Below are 19,029 nucleotides of genomic sequence, written 5' to 3' on the forward strand. Positions count from 1 at the left end.
AGGAATCTGCCGTGGCCAAGGCCAGCAAGACAACCGTGAAAAAGGGCAAGCCCGCGAGCAAGAGCAGCGCGAAGAAGGCTGCCCGCAACGCGCCCGCGAAGGGCAAGGTCAGCGCGGCCAAGGCGAAGGCGGCGAAGGACAAGGACGCCAAGAAAAAGACCGCCACATCCAAGACGGCCCCCGCGAAAGCCAACAGCAAAGCTCCGGCGGCGACCGCGGCCAAGAAAGCTTCGAAGAGCGCCGCCAAGAAAGCGGTCAAGAAAGCTGTGAAGGCGCCAGCCAGGAAGGCCGTGGCAAAGCCCGCCACACCGCCGGCCAAGAAGACCGCCGCCAAGCCTGCGGCAGCGAGGAAGCCCGCCGCTCCGAAACAGCCGGCCGCACCGAAGAAGGTCGCGCCGGCCATCGTTGAAGCCCCGAAGCCGCCGCGCGCCGCCAAGCCGAAGGCGCCGCGCAAGCCGAAGGTCGAGGCCGCTGTCGTCGTCGAAATCGACGAGATCGTAGCGCAGGTCGCCGCACCTCCGGTCGACAAGAACACCTTCTACGTCACGACGGCGATCGCCTATCCCAACGGCAACCCACATATCGGCCACGCCTATGAGGCGATCGCGACCGACGCCATCGCACGCTTTGCGCGGCTCGACGGCAAGGACGTCTTCTTCCTCACCGGCACCGACGAGCACGGCCTGAAGATGGTGCAGACCGCGCAGAACGAGGGCCTGACGCCGTCGGAGCTCGCGACCCGCAATGCCGGCCGCTTCCGCGAGATGGACGAGCGGCTGAACGTCTCGTTCGACCGCTTCATCCGCACCACCGAGCCCGCGCATCACAACTCGGTGCAGGCGATCTGGACTCGCATGCGCGAGAACGGCGACATCTACGCCGACACCTATGCGGGGTGGTACTCGGTGCGCGACGAGGCCTATTACGCCGAGGACGAGACCGTCGTCGGCGAGGACAATGTCCGCCGCGGACCGCAGGGCACGCCGGTGGAGTGGGTCGAGGAGAAGAGCTATTTCTTCCGCCTGTCGGCCTATCAGGACAGGCTGCTCGCGCTCTATGAGAGCCAGCCGGATTTCATCGGGCCGGATGCGCGGCGCAACGAGATCATCAGCTTCGTCAAGGGCGGTCTGAAGGACCTCTCGATCTCGCGCACCACGTTCGACTGGGGCGTCCGCGTGCCCCACGACGACGAGCACGTGATGTATGTCTGGGTCGACGCGCTCACCAACTACATCACCGGCGTCGGCTTTCCCGACGAGAGGGATCCGAACTGGAAGTATTGGCCGGCCGACGTCCACGTCATCGGCAAGGACATCATCCGCTTCCATGCGGTGTACTGGCCGGCGTTCCTGCTGTCGGCCGGCGTCCCTGTGCCGAAGCGGGTCTATGCCCACGGCTTCCTGTTCAACAGGGGCGAGAAGATGTCGAAGTCGGTCGGCAACGTCGTCGATCCGTTCAATCTCGCCGACCAGTATGGCGTCGACCAGCTCCGCTACTTCTTCCTGCGCGAGGTGCCATTCGGCCAGGACGGTAACTACAATCACGAGGCGATCGTCGCGCGCATCAACGCCGATCTCGCCAACGACCTCGGCAATCTCGCACAGCGCTCGCTGTCGATGATCTCGAAACAGCTCGGCGGCGTGCTGCCGGAGCCCGGAGAGTTCTCGGCCAATGACAAGGCGATTCTGGCCGAGGCCGACGCGATGATCGGCGCGGCGCGCAAAGCCATGGCGACGCAGCAGATCCACCAATGGCTCAACGCCGTGTGGTCGGTCGTGGCCGAGGCCAACCGCTATTTCGCGGGCGAGGCGCCCTGGGCGCTGGCCAAGACCGATCCGGCGCGCCAGCACACCGTGCTCTACGTCACCGCCGAGGTGATCCGTCAGGTCGCGATCCTGACCCAGCCGGTGATGCCGGCCGCGTCGGCAAAGCTGCTCGACAGCCTCGGCATTCCCGAGGACGAGCGAACGTTCGCGCGGCTTGGCGGAGAGCTCCGGATTGCTGCGGGCACGCAGCTGCCAGCGCCACAGGCGGTGTTCCCGCGCTACATCGAGCCGACGGCGGCGTGATGCTGGTCGACAGCCATTGCCATCTGGATTTTCCGGATTTCGCCGAGGATCTGGATGGCATCGTCGCGCGCGCCGCCGCCGCGGGCGTCGGCCGGATGGTGACGATCTCGACGCGGGTGCGGCGCTTGCCCGAGTTGCTCGCGATCGCCGAGCGGTTCGAGAACGTGTTCTGCTCGGTCGGCACCCATCCGCACAACGCGGACGAGGAGGACGGCATTCCGGCCGCGGAGCTGATTGCGCTGACTCGCCATCCCAAGGTGGTCGCGCTCGGCGAGGCCGGGCTCGACAATTTCTACGATCACGGCTCGAAGGACGCCCAGGAGCGCGGGTTCCGCGCGCATATCGCGGCCGCCCGCGACACTGGCCTGCCGCTCGTCATCCACACCCGCGAGGCCGACGCGCAGTGCGGCCGCATCCTCGAGGAGGAGATGGCGCGCGGACCTTTCAACGCCGTGCTGCATTGCTACACCGGCGGACGCGAGCTGGCGATGAAGGCGATCGATCTCGGACTGCACATCTCGTTCACGGGCATCGTGACGTTCAAGAAGTCCGAGGCCTTGCGCGCGCTCGCCGCCGAGGTGCCCGCCGACCGCATCATGGTCGAGACCGATGCGCCGTATCTCGCGCCCGGCAAGTTCCGGGGCAAGCGCAACGAGCCGGCCTATGTCGTGGAGACCGCGAAGGTGCTGGCGGAGACCCGCGGCGTCTCGCTCGAGGAATTCTCGCGCCAGACCACCGAGACCTTCTTCAAGCTCTTCTCCAAGGTGCCGCGGCCAAAGGAGGCTGCATGACGCTGACGCTCACCATTCTCGGCTGCGGCTCCTCGGCCGGCGTCCCGCGCCCGGCGCTGGGATGGGGCGCCTGCGATCCCAACAACCCGAAGAACCGCCGCAGGCGCTGCTCGCTGCTGGTGGAGCGCCGCGCCGCGCACGGCGTGACGCGCGTCGTGATCGACACCTCGCCGGATCTACGCGAACAACTGATCGATACCAATGTCGACCACATCGACGCGGTGTTCCTGACGCATGAGCACGCCGACCAGACCCACGGCATCGACGACCTGCGCTCGGTGGTCATGCATCAGCGGCGGCGGATTCCGGTCTATTTGAACCAGTCGACCGCCAAGGACATCATGCACCGGTTCTCCTATTGCTTCATCTCGCCACCGGGAAGCGACTATCCGCCGATCCTGACCCAGCACGCGATCGAGGCCGGCGAGACCCAGGCGGTGGAAGGCAAGGGCGGCGAGCTGAGGCTGACCGCGTTCCTCGTCCAGCACGGCAACATCCCCGCGCTCGGCTACCGCATCGGCAATGCCGCCTACACGCCTGACCTCAACGACATCCCAGAGGAGAGCTGGGGCGCACTGGAGGATCTCGACCTCTGGATTGTCGACGGCCTGCGCCCGGCGTCACACCCGAGCCATTTCTCGGTCAACGACGCGCTGGCCTGGATCGAGCGCTTCAAGCCCCGACGCGCCGTCATCACCAACATGACCGCCGATCTCGACTACGAGGTGCTGCGCCAGAGCCTGCCGGCCGGTGTGGTGCCGGCGTATGATGGCATGCGGCTGGAGGTCGGCTGATTGTTCGTTGGCCGGCTAAGGCCGTCATTGCGTGGAGCCGAAGGCGACGAAGCAATCCAGAGTTATAGCAATGACTCTGGATTGCTTCGCTTCGCTCGCAATGACGGGCAGGGGCGGGCGACCGCAAGGGCCACGAAGCTGTAGCAGCCTGCGGCCGAATACATGGAGACGCTACCATGCTGTCGCTGTTCTTCGAGGTCGAGGTCAAGCCCGGCCATCTCGACCAGTATCTGCAGCTCGCTGCCGCGCTGCGGCCCAAGCTCGACGCCCTTGGCGGCTGCCTGTTCCTCGACCGCTTCAGGAGCCTATCGCGCGATAACCTGATCCTGTCCTACCAGATCTGGCAGGACGAGGGCGCCATGACCGCCTGGCGCGTGCACGCCCATCACCACGACATCCAGACGCTCGGCCGCGACAAGGTGTTCTCCGACTATCGCCTGCGCGTCGCCGAGCTGGTGCACGAGGTCAGGCCGGGGCAGGCGGCTTGGCAGCCGGAGCGGCGCGGCACCTACAACGATCCGAAGCGGCGTGCACCGACTTATGTGCTGGTATTGGAGACATCAGCCGCCCAGTTGAGCAGCGGGAATAATCTACCCGTCGCAAGCTTTTCCAGCGTCTATCGCGAAGGCCGCTTCGCACATCTCGTCAAATTGCCGGACGAGGCCACCGGCGTTGTGCTGAGCACGCGCCTGCTCGCTGAGCCAGGCGCCGACAACATCCGCATCGTCGAAGTGACCCGCGACTACGGCATGTACGACCGCCGCGAGGCGCCGCAATATTATCCGGAGAAGAGCAGGGACGAGAGATTGGCTAGCTAACAGCAGGTGAGGCGCGGCCCTCCGATTTTGGTGACAGCCAGATGTTCGATTTTAAGTTGCAATCCAACAAATTTGGAGCAATCTACTCCGCTTTATAGGCGTCGATACTAGTGAGCTTATTAATGAAATTGTGGTCGCCCCAGCGGAGGAGCAATATGGAGGACAGCGGGCTGGCAACAGCAGCATACTGGGCTCCGTTGCTCGAAACTATTGCCGACATTGCTTTCGCCGTGGTCATCGTAGCGCTGGCGGTGGAGCTAGTAGCCGGCCGCATCGCAAAACGTTTTGAACATCAAATCGATGCTGCAAGAGAGGAACGAATAGCACAATTGCAAGCAATTGCGCCTCGGATATTGTCGGTGCCAGCGCAAAATACTCTGCGCGAAAAGCTGAGCCAGTTTAAGCCAATATTCGCGACAATTGGAACAACTCAACCGCTCAGGCACGCTTTCGACATTGACTCATTGGAATCTCAAATCGCAGGTGTTTTGGCTTTGGCGGGGTGGAAAGCAAACGCAGGGACGACTTGGGGCACAGACGATCGGCCAAGTGGAGTGTGGGTGTCTACCAGAGAAGGAGACATCCTCAGCGCCAATGCTGCTGACGTACTCGTGCGAGAGCTAAACGCAACTGGTGTCTTGGCCCATAGAGACCCCAAACCGTTTGCTGGGCCAAAACCTCCAAGACCTTCCGACCCTGCTCCGTTGCCTCCTGGCACGTCTGGCGGAAGCATTGCCGGTACGCAGTATCGTAACGCTCTTAGTGCACAAGTTGAGTGGGACTATCTCCCTGGGCTGCAAATTATGGTTGGGACCAAACTGTGACAGCGAACTGGGCGGACTAGATTAGCGCAGCATATCCGCCATAGCCGCGGCGGGTTACGCCTGCGGCTAACCCGCCCTACTCATAGGTAACTACGCCGAGATCGCCTTCGCCGAATTCACCTCGTTGCGCAGCAAAAACTTCTGGATCTTGCCGGTGGACGTCTTCGGGATCGGGCCGAACACGACGACCTTCGGCGTCTTGAAGCCGGACATGTGGCTGCGGCAATAGGCGATGATCTCGGCTTCGGTGGCTTCAGCACCGTCCTTGAGCTCGATGAAGGCGCAGGGCACCTCGCCCCATTTCGGATCGGGCTTGGCGACGACGGCGGCAAACAAAACGGCGGGGTGCTTGTAGAGGATGTCCTCGACCTCGACCGAGGAGATGTTCTCGCCGCCGGAGATGATGATGTCCTTGGAGCGGTCCTTGATGATGACGTAGCCGTGCTCGTCGAGCACGCCGAGGTCGCCGGTATGGAACCAGCCGCCGGCGAAGGCTTCCTGCGTCGCCTTCTCGTTCTTGAGATAGCCCTTCATCACGATGTTGCCGCGGAACATGACCTCGCCGATGGTCTCGCCATCGCGCGGCACCTCCTGCATCGTCTCGGGATTGAGCACCGTGACGGCTTCCTGCAACGGATAAGGCACGCCCTGCCGACGCTTCAGCCGCGCGCGCTCCGGCGCCGGCAGGTCATCCCAGCCGGGCTGCTCGGCGCAGACGGAGGCGGGGCCGTAGACCTCGGTGAGGCCGTAGACATGCGTCAGCTTGATGCCGATGCTCTCGGCGCCTTCGAGCACGGCAACCGGCGGCGCGGCGCCGGCGATCAGGCCGACGACCGGCTTGTCGCGCTTGCCCTTGGGCGCGTCCGGCGCGTTGATCAGCACGTTGTAGACGATCGGCGCGCCGCACATGTGGGTGACGCCGTGGGTCTTGATCAGCTCAAAGATCTTGGTCGGCTCGACCTTGCGCAGGCAGACATTGACGCCGGCGGCGGCCGCCATGGTCCAGGGGAAGCACCAGCCGTTGCAGTGGAACATCGGCAGAGTCCAGAGATAGACCGGATGCTGGCCCAGTCCGCCGGCGAGAATGTTGCTGACGGCATTCAGATAGGCGCCGCGATGATGCGTCACGACGCCCTTGGGATTACCCGTGGTGCCCGAGGTGTAGCTCATCGCGATCGCGTCCCACTCATCAGTGGGACGGCGCGGCTCGAAACTCGGATCACCGGATGCGACCGCGGCTTCGTACTCGATCTCGCCGATGCGGCTGCCGCCGGCATAGGAGGCGTCATCGACGTCGATCACGAACGGCTTGGCGCCGCTCATCAGCTTCAGCGCCTCGCTGATCACGGCAGAGAATTCGGGATCGACCAGGATGATCCTGGCCTGGCCGTGATCGAGCTGAAACGCGATCGAGGATGCATCGAGGCGGATGTTGAGGGTGTTGAGCACCGCGCCGGCCATCGGCACGGCGAAATGCGCCTCGTTCATCGCCGGGATGTTCGGCAGCATCGCAGCCACGGTGTCGCCCTCGCCGATGCCGCGTCCCGCGAGATAGGACGCGAAGCGCCGGCAGCGCTCGTAGGTCTGGCGCCAGGTGAAGCTGCGGCCTTCATAGACCGTGCTGACGTGGTCGGGATAGACGGCCGCGCTGCGCGCCAGGAAGCTGAGCGGGGTCAGCGGCACGTAGTTGGCCGGCGTCTTGTCCAGGCCGAGCTTGTACTGGTTCGTGCTCATCACCACCCTCCCTCGTCATCTGAAGAGTTTACAGGAACCCGATCGAAATCCACGGAAAAATCGCAACCACGATGAGGCCGATGAGAAGCGCCAGCAGGTAGCCCCAGATCGGGCGGATGCCCTCGGCGGGATCGACCCGACCGATCGCGCAGGCGGCGTAATATCCAACCCCGAACGGCGGTGCGAACAGGCCAATGCCCATCGCCAGGATGATCACCATGGCATAATGCACCTCGTGCACGCCGACGGCACGCGCGATCGGAAACAGCAGCGGCCCGAACAGCACGATTGCCGGAATGCCTTCGAGCACGCTGCCGAGGATCGTGAAGGCGACGATCGAGACCGCGATGAACGTCGCCGGGCCGCCCGGCAGCCCGGTCATGGCGGCCGCCAGCGCGCGTGAGAAGCCGGACTGCGTCAGGCCCCAGGCCATGCCGGTGGCGGTGCCGATGATCAGCAGGATGGCGCCGGACAGCGCCGCCGTCTCAATCAGCATCGGCATGAGCCGGCGCCAGTCGAAGCGGCGATAGACCAGGAGGCCCGCCAGCACGCCATAGACGATGCCGATGGTCGAGACCTCCGTCGCCGTCGCGACGCCCTCGACGACGGCCGCGCGGATCACGAAGGGCAGGGCCAGGGCAGGGAGCGAGACGATGAAGGCCTTGCCGATCTCGGCTCCGCTGGCGCGGCGGACGCCGCTCATGTCCTCGTTGCGGTAGCGCCACCACACCAGCGTGCACAGCGTGATCGCCAGCACCACGCCCGGCAGCAGGCCGCCGGTGAACAGCGCCGCGATCGACACGCCGGTGACCGAGCCGATGGTGATCAGCACCAGGCTCGGCGGAATGGTCTCGGTTTGCGCGCCGGTGGCGGCGAGCAGGGCGACGAGATCGCCGGGCTTGGCGCCGCGCGCCTTCATCTCCGGAAACAGCACCGGCGCGACCGCGGCCATATCGGCGGCCTTGGCGCCGGAAATGCCCGAGACCAGGTACATCGCGCCGACCAGCACGTAATGCAGCCCGCCGCGGACGTGCCCCAAGAGGCTTGCCAGGAACGCGACCATGGCGCGGGCCATGCCGGTCATCTCGATCAGCAATCCGAGAAAGACGAACAGCGGCACCGACAGCAGGATGAGGTGGCTCATGCCCTCGTCCATGCGCCCGACCAGCACCATCAGCGGCGTGCGCGTCGTCAGCGCGAGATAGCCGAAGATCGCGAGCCCGAAAGCGAACGCGATCGGCACGCCGGCGAAGACGCACAAGCCGACCACGCCGACGAAGAAGATCACGAGGTTGATGTTGCCGAGCGGCTTCAGCAGCGGCTGCGCCACCCAGAACAGCGCGATGATGGCTACGACGGAGACGACGGCCAGCAGCATCGTCCTGACGCTGGCCGTGCGGGCGAGACGGATGAGGGCGAACAGCGCCATCAGTCCGACGCCGACCGGCAGTGCGGCGGCGCGCCAGATGTTTTCGATCTGCAGCGCCGGCGTGGTGATGAAGCTCTCCTCGTAGGCGTACTCCCAGGACGGCCAGGCGATCATGACCAGGAACGCCAGCGCCGCGCTCGTCGCGACCAGATCGAGATAGGCGCGTAAGCCGGGGCTGGCGCGCGCCACCATCGCCGTCATCCGCATGTGCTCGCCGCGGCGGAACGCCACCGCGGCGCCGAGCATTGCGAGCCACAGGAACAGGATCGAGGCCAGCTCGTCCGACCAGATCAGCGGCTGGTGCAGGACGTAGCGCGCCACGACGCCCGCGAACAGGATGACGATCTCGGCCACGACGAGCAGCGCGGCGGGGATCTCGACGAGGAGGCCGAGCAGGGCCTCCAGGCCGTCGAGCCAGGACCGGCGGCGAGGGGTCTCGATGATCACCTCGCTGATCGCAATTTCCGTGAACTCGGCATGCGCCATGACGTCACCCGAACGCGCCCTACGCCATTCTTGTTTTGAGCATGATCTTTTCGGAAAACCGGTCTCCACTTTTCCGGATCATGCTCGGGGCTACGACAGCTTGCCGACGGCCTTTTCGAGCAGCGCCCAGGCCTCGTCGCCGTATTTGCCCTTCCACTCGGCATAGAAGCCGGCGGTGCGCAGCTTGTCGCGGAACGGCGCGACGGTCGGCTGATTGAACGTCAGGCCCTTCGACGCGAGCTCTGCCTGCAGGCCGGCATTGAGCTTGGCGACGTCCTCGCGCTCCTTCACGGCGGCCGCGTTGATGTGCTTGGCGACGATCGTGCGCATGTCGGCCGGCACGGCCTCCCAGGCACGGCGGTTCGCCAGGAACCAGAAGCCGTCCCACATGTGATTGGTCAGCGAGCAGTACTTCTGCACCTCGTAGAGCTTGGCGGTGGAGATGATCGCCAGCGGGTTTTCCTGGCCCTCGACCACCTTGGTCTGCAGCGCCGAATAGACCTCGCTGAAATTGATCGAGGCGGGCGCCGCCTCGAATGCCTTGAACATCGAGGTCCACAGCGGTGACACCGGCACGCGGATCTTGAAGCCCTTGAGGTCATCCGGACCGTTGATCGGCTTGGTCGACGACGTCGTCTGGCGGAAGCCGTTGTCCCAGATCTTGTCCATGACCACCAGGCCGGCCTTGTTGATCTGGCCGCGCACATAGGCGCCGAGATCGCCGTCCATGGCCTTCCAGACCGTGTCGTAGTCCGGGAACGCGAAGCCGATGCCATTGATCGACGCGGCTGGCACCAAGGTCGCGAGGATCAGGCCCGAGAGCGTGAAGAACTCGACGCCGCCGGAGCGGATCTGGCTCAGCATGTCCGTGTCGGAACCGAGCTGGTTGTTCGGGAATATCTGCAGGTCGAACTTGCCGTTGGTCTCGGCCTTGATCGCCGCCGCCATCTCCTTGGCGCGGACGTTGAGCGGATGGGAGTCGGGGAGGTTGTTGGCGTATTTGTACGTGAACTCGGCGCTCTCAGCGCGCGCCACATGCGGCGCTGCGACGGTGCCAATTCCACCCAGTACGGCTGACGCCGCGGAGGCCTTCAACAGCGCGCGTCGTGACAGGCTCATTCTCGTTTCTCCCTGGAGAAGCTTCTTCTCGTTGCATCGCGCCGCCGCAAGCATCGCCGGACGAATCCAGCGACATCAGCGACGTCGCCTGCGCTTATTGCAGCGATGGGCCGCAGCAGCAATATCGGCGTTCGCAGCAGGCCCCATGCGCAGCGCGAGTCTCGGCGATGGCGAGCGCCCATCAGCTTGGGCTGGCCGGGGGTCTGAAGGGCCCGCGGCTGCCGTAAATTCGAGGATTCGGCGCCAAGCCGTTGAACTCCCTCAGCATATAAATATTCCATAATATACCTTATGCGAATTGGCTATGGGCGGTTGCCTGACGGTGGAAGCCGCACATCGGCCCGCCCAGCGCACGTCGGCGCCTGTGCGAAATCGCCCCCGCCTCGTCACCCCGCAGTCTTCGTTTGGTCAAAGCCCAGAGGTCAAAACCGCATCCTTCAGGATTGGGCACGGGCGTATCGTGAATGGGATCCGAAGACATGCCAGTTCAGTCGACGTCGAAGGAAGTTGATCCGGGTGATGTCGCGCTGCCGCCTGACGACGCTGTCTGCGAGGAGATCTATCAGCGGGTGCTGGCCGAGGTGCGCGCACGTATCGATCAGCGGATCGCCGCCATCGAGGCCCAGGCCGCCGCAGATGCTGTCGAGGCTGCCGAACCCGCTGCAGGCGGCGAGCACCTGGAAACGCCTCCTCCGGCCCGGCGCCGGCCCGTATTGCGGGCCATGATCACGCTGATGGCGTCGGCCGGGCTCGTCGGCGCGGCCATCACCCTGGCGCGGGACCATACCGAGACCATCACCTCCGTCACCGACCGGATCGAAGCGGCGGTTCAATCCATCCGGCGCGAGAACGCTCAGACGGCGGATCCAGCCGTGACGCTGGAGACGGCGGCGAACGGATCGAGTGTGGCCGAGACGGCCCCTGCCTCACCATCACCATCCGTATCACCATCCGTTTCGCCAACACCGGAGACGTCACCGTCAGCATCATCAACGCGCTCCAGCGATCCATCCTCCGCGATGGCGGAGGCAACGTCGGAGCGTGACATGCCGCCCGCTCCCGACCGGGACGTTATGCCACTGATCGAGAAGATCGCGCATGATGTCGCCGAACTGCAGAGCGGGTTCCAGGAGTTCAAGTCCAGCCAGGAGCAGGCCAACCGCGATCAGGCCAGGGCGATCGAACAGCTGCAGGCAAGCCAGGACCAGTTGGTGCGCGCGGTCCGGGGGGCGAAGACCGAGGCCACGACGGTTGGCGCAGCCGTGCGCCTCCCACCCCGGCCGCCTCAGGCCCGCCCGCCTCGCTTCTAAGAAGTTCCGGCACGGTTCTCCCGGACGCGCAGGCATGTGCGGACTTTGCGATCAGCGAAATCGCCAGGCCCAGTGTGCGTCGCCTCGGTCGCGCCGCTCGACGATGTCGATCCTCATGAATCGGTCGTGCGCGAGCGCCGTGCCGACCCAGAGTTCGCTCCAGGCCTCGAACACGGCTGGCGGGAGGTTGTCCCGCTCGGACATCAGACGCCAGGACGTCTGGCGTACGAGGATCGAGTCGCGATCCGGCGACAGCTCTGCGTCGTCGCCTTGGCCGCGGGCCAGTCGCGCGAACGCCTTTGCGAACCCTGCAGCGCCAGGCTCGACGCCGCCAAGAAGCGCTGCGACCTCGTCGAACGTATGCATGCCGATCAGCCTCGCCGCGGCGCCGGCCAGATGGCCGCCTTCCTCCGGGCCGAGCACGGCCACCGTCTCCGGCACGATCGAGGTGATATACTCCATCGCATAGTTGCGGAGCACCTTGAGGAGCCGTTCTTCGGGCCAGGCATTCTCCGCGAGCTTGGGAGCGCGGGCCGGATCGAAAGCCGGGCAACGCTCGCCCGGCGAGAACTGAAGACGTTCGTCCGGCGCGAGATCGTGATCCCATTCCTTGTAGTAGCCTTCGAGGCCGGGCTGGCCGTCGACGGTCTGCCCGGTGCAGACGAAGCCGAGCCTGGGATTGCCGAGGACGACGCCATTGTTGGCGTGCCATCCGCGCAGCATCGCGCGCGACACCTCGGAGGGAATGCCGCAGATCGCCGTCCCCGACCAGATCCAGCGCGGCGGCGGATAGCGCACCCACGCCTTGCGATCGTTTTCGTAGACGTATTCGACCTTCACGCCGCCGACCTGATTGGACAGGTAGTGGTACTGCGCACACGCGACCGCATGCGGCAGACCGTCGAGACCGAGCTTCTTCAACCCCGGAAGGAAGCGAGCCAGTTGCTGCCGCCGAAACGTCCGGAACACGATCTCCGCAGCGCGCTGCGGACCCGCCCGCGACGACAACATCAGGATGAGGCCGGTCAGGTAGGAGTGATAGATCAACTCGACGGCGCGACAGGCCGCAACGTCGGAAACGGGTGCGTGGCCATTCCCCTTCAATTGGCTCCCCTTCCCCACGCTCTCCGCTCAACCCTCACAGATAGTTCGCAGCGGCCTCGGCCTCGAAGCGGTCCGGCGGGCCTTCCCAGACGATCTTGGCATGATCCAGCACGTAGACGCGGTCGGCGTGCGGGAGCGCGAAGGTGACGTTCTGCTCGCCGAGCAGCACCGTGATCTTGGTGGTCTCGCGCAGTCGGTCGAGCGCCTTCGAGAGCGTCTCCAGGATGACCGGCGCGAGCCCGAGCGTCGGCTCGTCGAGGATCAAGAGCTTCGGCTTCATCATCAGCGCCCGCGCGATCGCCAGCATCTGCTGCTCGCCGCCGGACAGCGTGCGCGCCAGCTGCGGCTGCCGCGACTTGAGGATCGGAAACAGCCCGAACAGCCATTCGAGCCGCTCGGCACGCTCGGTGTCGGCCAGCGCATTGCCGCCGAGCTCGAGATTTTCGCGCACGCTCATGTCGCCGAACAACTCGCGCGTCTCCGGACATTGCACGATGCCTGAGCGGGCGATCTGCGCCGCCGTGCCGCCGGCAAGGCTGCGCCCTGCCCACTTCACCTCGCCCGAATATGGCACCAGGCCCGAGATGGCGTTGAACAGCGTCGTCTTGCCGGCGCCGTTGAGGCCGACGACCGAGACGAACTCGCCCTCATGGACGTGCAGCGACACGTCCTGGAGCGCCTGCGCCTTGCCGTAGAGCACGCCGACCTTGTCGACCTGCAGCGCCGGCGTGACGTCCTTGAAGCTCGCCTCCGGCCGCGCGGTCGACACCAGCGCGCCGCCGAGATAGACGCGCCGGACCGTCTCGTCCTGCATCACCTCGGTCGCCCTGCCCTCGGCGATCTTCTCGCCGAGATACATCGCCAGCACGCGGTCGACCAGCGCCGACACGCTCTTGACGTTGTGGTCGACCAGCAGCACGGCGTGGCCGTCGTCGCGGAATTCGCGGATGAGCTCGGAGAAGTCGGCGACCTCGGACGCCGTGAGGCCGGCGAAAGGCTCGTCCACCAGCACCAGCTTCGGGCTGCGCGCCACCGCCTTCGCAAGCTCGAGCCGGCGCAGATCGGCAAACGCCAGTGTCGGCGGCCGCCGGTCGATGACGCCGCCGAGGCCGACGCGCTCCGCAATGGCCCGTGCGCGCGCATCGACGTCCTTGTCGGCGAACAGCCGCGTCAGCTTGTCCGGCAGCAGCGCGACCTTGATGTTCTCCAGCACGGTCTGGCGCGCCAGCGGTCGCGAATGCTGGAACACCAGCCCGACGCCCATGCGCGCGATGCGGTGCGACGGCAGGCCCGCGAGCTCGACGCCGTCGAGCCTGACCGAGCCCGCGGTCGGCCGCTCGACGCCCATGACGCTCTTCATCGCGGTCGACTTGCCCGAGCCGTTCGGCCCGATCAGGCCGAGGATCTCACCGGGCCGGATCGAGAAGCTCAAATTCTTGACGGCGACGAGGCCGCCGAACCGTTTGGTGAGGCCGTTGACCTCGAGCATCGGAGCGCCGCTCATGGCTTGCGTCATGCCTTGGCCCCTCCCCTGATCATGCCGAGGAAGCCGTCGGGGAAGAACAGGATGACCACGAGCGCGATCACCGAGACGATGAGGGTCGCGAGCTCGCCGAGCGGCCGCAGCAGCTCGCCCATGCCGATCAGGAAGATCGCGCCGATCGCGGCGCCGATGACGGTGCGCCGGCCGCCGAGCACGGCGGCGATGATGATCTGCACGCCGACGCCGACATCGACGAAGGTCGAGACCGAGGCGGTGCCCATGTAGAACACCATCAGCGCGCCGGCGAGCCCGGAGAAAAATGCGCTGACGACGAAGGCGGCGAGCTTGTGCTTGGTGACGTTGAAGCCGAGCGCGCCGGCCTGGATCTTGTCCTGCCCGCTCGCCTGCAGGATCAGGCCGATGGCGCTGCGCGACAGGCCGAACAGGATGGCACCTGACACCAGCATGAAACCGAGCGCGATCCAGTAGTTGGTCCTGGCGTCGATCGAGATCACGTCCGGCACGGCGAGGCCGATCTCGCCGCCGGTCAGCCCCGCGGCGACGACGATGAAGTTCTGCAGCATCAGCACGGCGACCAGCGTCGTGAGGCCGAAATACGGTCCGCTGACGCGCAGTGCCGGCAGCGCCAATACGACCCCTCCGACGACCGCCGCCAGTGCGCCGGCGGCGATGCACAGCCAGATCGACAGGCCGGGCGAGAAATGCGCGTCGAGAATGCCGGCCGTATAGGCGCCGACGCCGATCAGGAAGGTCGGTCCGAAATTGACCTCGCCGGCGAAGCCGAACAGCAGGTCCCAGGACATCGCGAACACCGCCGTGTAGTACGCGACCGTCAGCAGCCCGAGGACGTAGCCTGAGACGTAGGTCGGCAGGACCAGAGCCACGATCACGGTCAGGAGCGCGATCCAGAACAGCCGCGACGTAACGAATGCAGGCATGCTCACCTCCGTCCGAACAGCCCTTGCGGGCGCAGATACATGACGATGACGAGCAGCAGCAGCGCCGGGATCGTCCGGTAGGCCGGCGAGATCAGATAGGCCGTTCCGGTCTCGAGATAGCCGACGACATAGGCCGCGATCAGCGAGCCTGACACGCTGCCGAGGCCGCCGAGCACGACGATCGAGAACGCGCTCGCCGTCAGCGGTCCGACGCTGTAGGAGCTGACGCCCAGGAACATGCCGAGCAGGATGCCGGCAACGCCCGCCAGCAAGCCGTAGATCGCCCAGACGGTGAGATAGATCGACGACAGCTCGATGCCGAGCAAGGTGACGCCGCGCGGGTTCATCGACGCCGCCATCACGGCCTTGCCGCGCCTGGTGCGGTTGACCAGGAACCACAGCAGCCCGATCGCGACCCAGCAGATCACGGCGGTGAAATACTCGTTCTTCGGCGTACGCACGCCGAACACCGTGGTCACGCCCTCGACGATGGGCAGCACGGTCTTGGCGTTGTTGGTGAACAGATACGCGATCGCCTCCTGGATGATAATGCCCCACAGCAGCGTCGCGGTCAGGATGAAGATCTCCTTCTCGGATTCGGCGATGATCTTCGATCGCTGGATCGGCCTGACGGCGATGAAGTAGGTGGCGAACGCCAGGATGAAGCCGGCGATGACGCCGATCAGCGCCCCCGTGTAGGGCCCGACGCCGAGCTCGCTGGCGGCGGCCCAGGCGGCGACCGCGGCGCCGACCATGATGGCGCCGTGAGAAAGGTTGAGAACGCCGGAGACACCGAAGATGAGCGTGAAGCCGGTTGCGCCCAGGGCATACAGCGCGCTGATGGCAAAGCCATCGATCAAGATCTGCCAGAAAAGCATTGAAAATCGATCCGCAACGTCAGACTGAGGCACCAAGAAAATGGGCCGCTCCTTGAAGGAGCGGCCCCGCGATGCGTCAGTTGCTGGCCGCCTTGAGCTTGATGAAGGACGGCCAGGTTGCGGTGCCGGAGGCGAGCTCCTTGGGCCAGACATTGACCTGCTTGCCGTTCTGCCACTGCAGCATCAGTCCGGTGATGTAGCCCTTGCCGGTCCGCAGCGCATGGGGGTTCGGATCGCCCTTCGGCTTGAAGGCGATGCGGCCAATCGTGCCGACATAGTCGGTCGCTTCCATCGCCTCGACCATCTTGTCGGGATCGGTGCCGCCGGCCCGATGGATCGCGTCCGCGATCATGTAGACTTCGTCGTAGGAGGTGTAGCCGGCATAGGATGGGAAGTTTCCGAACTTCTTCTGATAGGCATCCACGAACGGCAGTGTCTTCGGCGTCACCGCGACGCCCGGCCCCGATACGGCATTGTACATGACGCCCTCGACGGCGCCGTTGGTGTCCTTCCAGAAGGTCGAGTTGGTCGCCTGCGAGGAGATGCCGAACATCGGGATCGGCACCTGCTGGCTCTTCCACTGCACGGTCGGCTGGGTGCCGACATGCGAGATGCCGGTGATCATGACGTCCGGCTTCAGGCCTTCGATCTTGTTGAAGATCGGTGTGAAGTCGGTGGTATCAGGCGACATGCGGATATGGTCGACGACCTTCAGCCCGATCTCCGGCAGGCACTTCTCGTAGCCGGCGTCGAGCGGCGTCGTCCACGCTGCATCCTCGCTCATGATTACCGCGGTCTTCATCTTGTAGGGTTCGACCAGCAGATCCTTGGCCGCGTCGCAGACGAGGCCGGCCAACGAGGTCGAGGTCAGATAGCCATGGAAGGTGTATTTGAGCTGGTCGTAGTTCTTGGCGATGTTCTGGGTGATGACGTCGGATGCGGCGCCTGGCGTGATCATCAGCGTCTTGAGGCGCCCTGCCCACGGCTCCAGCGCCAGCACGACCTCGGAGATGTAGCTCGCAATGACGGCGTTGACCTTGTCCTCGCTGACGGCGCGCTGGAAGGCACGCACCGATTCCGCCGAGGAGGAGTGATTGTCGTAGACGACGATCTCGATCTTGCGCCCGTCGACGCCGCCCTTAGCATTGATCTCCTCGGCGGCCAATTGCGCCGCGGGAGCGATCGACGAGCCTGCGACGGCCTGGGCTTCGGCGATGACGCCGATCTTGATGGGATCGGCGGCCATGGCGGCCGAGGAGACGAGCGCAGTTGCGCAGCTCGCAAGCAAGATGGACTTGAGCGAAATCATGAAACCTCCCGAATCCTTATGCCTCTGACGGGCAGGCCCAACTTTGGTCTCCGATATGCCAGTGGGCAAGGGAACATCCGGCAACGTGCTCTGCGCTCAGCGCATTGTGATAGCGCGCCGCGCTCATGGCTCATGGAACATCTCACAAGACTGCCTCGTTCCTGCGCGCCGCCCAGACACATCCGCTGCATTGCAGCAACGGATATTCCGAGTCGCAGAAGGCCCACGTCCTTACGACCAGGCGGTGCCGGTGCCCTCGATCTACATGAAGCTTCTCGTCTGAAGCGGCGACCTCAACTCAGCCAAACTGGCGCAAGTGTCCAAGCATCTCGTGCACGTCGTAGGTCATGACGGCGAGCAGCGCCGCGAGCGCGAGATAAGTCCCGGCATATTCGAGCTTCGTCTGCAGCGTCGTGCCATAATAAGCAACGTTCTCGGGCGCGCCGGGATCGTAGCGCCAGGCCTTCATCAGTTGCGGGGCTGCGAGGATGGCGATGATGAACAGCATCGGGCTCGGCCGATAGAGCATCAAAGCCAGCAGCAAGGGAACGCCGAGCAGCCAGATGCGCGGGCTCAGCACGCTGGTGATGCGGCCGCCGTCCAGCGGCGAGATCGGTAGCAGGTTGAACAGGTTCAGGAACAGGCCGGAATAGGCGATCGCGAGCAGCAGATTGCTGTCTTCCGATCTTGCCAACAAATAGACCGCGAGCGCCGCGGCGGTCCCGACCAGCGGACCGGCGAGTGCCACATAGGCCTCCGTCTCGACGTCGACCGGCTGCTCCTTGAGCGCGATCCAGGCGCCGACGAACGGGATGAAGGCGGGAGCGCCGACGTCGAGACCGCGCTGGCGCGCGGCGACGTAGTGCCCCATCTCATGAGCAAACAGCAGCGCGATGAAACCCGCCGCGTAGCGCCAGCCCCAGATGCCCGCATACACGACCAGCGACAGCAGCATCGTGCCGCCGCTCATGGCGAGCTTCCCCCATTTCAGGCCGGAGAACAGGATCAGCAGGAGTGCCTTCACGCGGGCCCGCCCGCGTTGTCGCCGCGCGGCTTGCGGCGCAGGAAGTTCATGACCGCGGCCCCGGCGCCGACGACGGCGAAGATGATGATCTTGGCGAACTTCAGGACGAACGCACCGGCCAGCGCCAGCAGCCCGAGCTTCTTCGCGGCAACGCCGCCGACCAGCGCCAGCAAGCCATATTCGGCGATCCGATCCGTGCCGGCGCTGAAATCCTCATAGCGCTTGCCGGCATTGTAGGAGAGATCGGACAGCAGCTCGTGCGCGACAGCCTTGTCGCCCGCGATCCGCTCCGAGCCGGACAGCAGGTTCAGGCTGAAATAGCCGTCACGCCCGAGCGCGTAGGTGTTGTAGTTGACGTTCTTCGGCGCGTCGTCGGGCTGACCCTTCTCCTTGGCGAGCAGCGACCAGACGAGACGATGCGTCGTGGCATCGTAGGCCGGCGGCTCGACCCAGCCGACCACGGCCATTTCCGGAAATCCGCGCGCCGCACGGTCCTTGTTCGCCTCTTCGGCGCCGGCGCGGAGGTTGCTCAGGAGATCGTCCGCGTTCCAGCTCTTGGCGTCGTCGTCTTTGATGTAGCCTTCCTTGATGTGCTTGATGACCACCATCCAGTCGTCGTACTGGCGCCTGCCGACGACCAGCCCGACGAAGGTCGCGTCGTTGACGACGTTGCCGAGCGCGCGAAGGACCCGCAGGCCTTCGTTCTTCGGGACGTAGAAGTAGTCGGCCGGAAGCTTCAGCGTGCCCTGGTCGATCAGCACGATGTCGCTTGGTCCGTCGGTGCCCGCTTGGCTCGCTGCCTGCCAGGCGGCCATCAGTTCAGCCTTGCGCGTGGCCTCATCCAAGGGCACGGCCTGCGCGTGAGCAGACAGAACGACGAACGCTGCGCACAACACTG

General features: G+C 65.1%; 16 protein-coding genes. 6 read left to right on the forward strand and 10 right to left on the reverse strand.

The annotated features are described in order from the left end of the window. Nucleotides 1–11 precede the first annotated feature (11 nt). The 5 genes from metG (at nt 12) to ACQR1H_RS12755 (ending at nt 5,296) form a co-directional block, all read left to right on the forward strand. Entirely contained in the window at nt 12–2,069 is a 2,058-nt protein-coding gene (gene metG / locus ACQR1H_RS12735) for a methionine--tRNA ligase (RefSeq protein ID WP_434907618.1), read from the forward strand. Continuing rightward, a complete protein-coding gene (locus tag ACQR1H_RS12740) occupies nt 2,069–2,860 on the forward strand; it encodes a TatD family hydrolase (protein WP_434907619.1) in 792 nt (263 codons plus the stop codon). Before metG ends, ACQR1H_RS12740 begins: the two co-directional genes overlap by 1 nt. Beyond that, entirely contained in the window at nt 2,857–3,654 is a 798-nt protein-coding gene (locus tag ACQR1H_RS12745; protein WP_316178740.1) for an MBL fold metallo-hydrolase, read from the forward strand. The genes ACQR1H_RS12740 and ACQR1H_RS12745 overlap by 4 nt, the downstream gene beginning before the upstream one ends. A gap of 176 nt (nt 3,655–3,830) precedes the next feature. After that, the gene (locus ACQR1H_RS12750) at nt 3,831–4,472 is read left to right on the forward strand and encodes an antibiotic biosynthesis monooxygenase family protein (protein WP_434907620.1); all 642 of its coding nucleotides are present in this window, start codon (nt 3,831–3,833) and stop codon (nt 4,470–4,472) included. 155 nt (nt 4,473–4,627) lie between these two features. Next, the gene (locus ACQR1H_RS12755) at nt 4,628–5,296 is read left to right on the forward strand and encodes a hypothetical protein (RefSeq protein ID WP_434907703.1); all 669 of its coding nucleotides are present in this window, start codon (nt 4,628–4,630) and stop codon (nt 5,294–5,296) included. Between the two features lie 90 nt (nt 5,297–5,386). Here ACQR1H_RS12755 and ACQR1H_RS12760 read toward each other — a convergent pair whose 3' ends face one another. From ACQR1H_RS12760 to ACQR1H_RS12770, 3 genes are all read right to left on the reverse strand, one after another. Next, on the reverse strand, nt 5,387–7,030 hold the full coding sequence (locus tag ACQR1H_RS12760; RefSeq protein ID WP_434889342.1) for an acyl-CoA synthetase: 1,644 nt from the start codon (nt 7,028–7,030) through the stop codon (nt 5,387–5,389). A gap of 28 nt (nt 7,031–7,058) precedes the next feature. After that, nucleotides 7,059–8,945, reverse strand: a complete 1,887-nt coding sequence (locus ACQR1H_RS12765; protein ID WP_434907621.1) for a TRAP transporter large permease — start codon at nt 8,943–8,945, stop codon at nt 7,059–7,061. A gap of 90 nt (nt 8,946–9,035) precedes the next feature. Beyond that, on the reverse strand, nt 9,036–10,064 hold the full coding sequence (locus tag ACQR1H_RS12770) for a TRAP transporter substrate-binding protein (protein WP_316236482.1): 1,029 nt from the start codon (nt 10,062–10,064) through the stop codon (nt 9,036–9,038). A 464-nt stretch (nt 10,065–10,528) separates the two neighbouring features. Between ACQR1H_RS12770 and ACQR1H_RS12775 the strand changes: the two genes are divergently transcribed. Then, on the forward strand, nt 10,529–11,374 hold the full coding sequence (locus ACQR1H_RS12775; RefSeq protein ID WP_434907622.1) for a hypothetical protein: 846 nt from the start codon (nt 10,529–10,531) through the stop codon (nt 11,372–11,374). 51 nt (nt 11,375–11,425) lie between these two features. Here the strand turns inward: ACQR1H_RS12775 and ACQR1H_RS12780 are convergent, their stop codons facing one another. From ACQR1H_RS12780 to ACQR1H_RS12810, 7 genes are all read right to left on the reverse strand, one after another. Beyond that, nucleotides 11,426–12,478, reverse strand: a complete 1,053-nt coding sequence (locus ACQR1H_RS12780; protein ID WP_316236480.1) for a hypothetical protein — start codon at nt 12,476–12,478, stop codon at nt 11,426–11,428. Nucleotides 12,479–12,512: 34 nt separating this feature from the next. Next, complete coding sequence (locus ACQR1H_RS12785; protein WP_409997866.1) at nt 12,513–13,982, reverse strand: ATP-binding cassette domain-containing protein; 1,470 nt, start codon at nt 13,980–13,982, stop codon at nt 12,513–12,515. 8 nt (nt 13,983–13,990) lie between these two features. Then, nucleotides 13,991–14,920: a branched-chain amino acid ABC transporter permease gene (locus tag ACQR1H_RS12790; RefSeq protein WP_434872803.1), complete on the reverse strand. Its 930-nt coding sequence runs from the start codon at nt 14,918–14,920 to the stop codon at nt 13,991–13,993. A 2-nt stretch (nt 14,921–14,922) separates the two neighbouring features. Further along, nucleotides 14,923–15,798 carry a branched-chain amino acid ABC transporter permease gene (locus ACQR1H_RS12795; RefSeq protein ID WP_316215818.1) on the reverse strand — a complete coding sequence of 292 codons (876 nt, stop codon included), beginning with the start codon at nt 15,796–15,798 and terminating at the stop codon, nt 14,923–14,925. Between the two features lie 76 nt (nt 15,799–15,874). Then, the gene (locus ACQR1H_RS12800; RefSeq protein WP_316215819.1) at nt 15,875–17,107 is read right to left on the reverse strand and encodes an ABC transporter substrate-binding protein; all 1,233 of its coding nucleotides are present in this window, start codon (nt 17,105–17,107) and stop codon (nt 15,875–15,877) included. 298 nt (nt 17,108–17,405) lie between these two features. Further along, nucleotides 17,406–18,131, reverse strand: coding sequence for a site-2 protease family protein (locus ACQR1H_RS12805; protein WP_315799962.1), 726 nt, complete (start codon nt 18,129–18,131; stop codon nt 17,406–17,408). Continuing rightward, nucleotides 18,128–18,946 (reverse strand): DUF2167 domain-containing protein, encoded by an 819-nt coding sequence (locus tag ACQR1H_RS12810; protein ID WP_434907623.1) that lies wholly within the window; start codon nt 18,944–18,946, stop codon nt 18,128–18,130. Before ACQR1H_RS12810 ends, ACQR1H_RS12805 begins: the two co-directional genes overlap by 4 nt. Between the last annotated feature and the right edge of the window lie 83 nt (nt 18,947–19,029).

It is taken from the genome of Bradyrhizobium sp. HKCCYLRH2015 (assembly GCF_051168215.1).
GTDB lineage: Bacteria > Pseudomonadota > Alphaproteobacteria > Rhizobiales > Xanthobacteraceae > Bradyrhizobium.

Bases quoted from the DNA above. Each gene is read 5' to 3' on its own strand.
- ACQR1H_RS12775 (WP_434907622.1), top strand. From the start codon at position 10,529: ATGGGATCCGAAGACATGCCAGTTCAGTCGACGTCGAAGGAAGTTGAT.
- ACQR1H_RS12740 (WP_434907619.1), top strand. From the start codon at position 2,069: ATGCTGGTCGACAGCCATTGCCATCTGGATTTTCCGGATTTCGCCGAG.
- ACQR1H_RS12795 (WP_316215818.1), bottom strand. From the start codon at position 15,798: ATGCTTTTCTGGCAGATCTTGATCGATGGCTTTGCCATCAGCGCGCTG.
- ACQR1H_RS12785 (WP_409997866.1), bottom strand. From the start codon at position 13,982: ATGAGCGGCGCTCCGATGCTCGAGGTCAACGGCCTCACCAAACGGTTC.
- ACQR1H_RS12760 (WP_434889342.1), bottom strand. From the start codon at position 7,030: ATGAGCACGAACCAGTACAAGCTCGGCCTGGACAAGACGCCGGCCAAC.
- ACQR1H_RS12765 (WP_434907621.1), bottom strand. From the start codon at position 8,945: ATGGCGCATGCCGAGTTCACGGAAATTGCGATCAGCGAGGTGATCATC.
- ACQR1H_RS12750 (WP_434907620.1), top strand. From the start codon at position 3,831: ATGCTGTCGCTGTTCTTCGAGGTCGAGGTCAAGCCCGGCCATCTCGAC.
- ACQR1H_RS12745 (WP_316178740.1), top strand. From the start codon at position 2,857: ATGACGCTGACGCTCACCATTCTCGGCTGCGGCTCCTCGGCCGGCGTC.
- ACQR1H_RS12800 (WP_316215819.1), bottom strand. From the start codon at position 17,107: ATGATTTCGCTCAAGTCCATCTTGCTTGCGAGCTGCGCAACTGCGCTC.
- ACQR1H_RS12810 (WP_434907623.1), bottom strand. From the start codon at position 18,946: ATGGCCGCCTGGCAGGCAGCGAGCCAAGCGGGCACCGACGGACCAAGC.
- ACQR1H_RS12755 (WP_434907703.1), top strand. From the start codon at position 4,628: ATGGAGGACAGCGGGCTGGCAACAGCAGCATACTGGGCTCCGTTGCTC.
- ACQR1H_RS12770 (WP_316236482.1), bottom strand. From the start codon at position 10,064: ATGAGCCTGTCACGACGCGCGCTGTTGAAGGCCTCCGCGGCGTCAGCC.
- ACQR1H_RS12790 (WP_434872803.1), bottom strand. From the start codon at position 14,920: ATGCCTGCATTCGTTACGTCGCGGCTGTTCTGGATCGCGCTCCTGACC.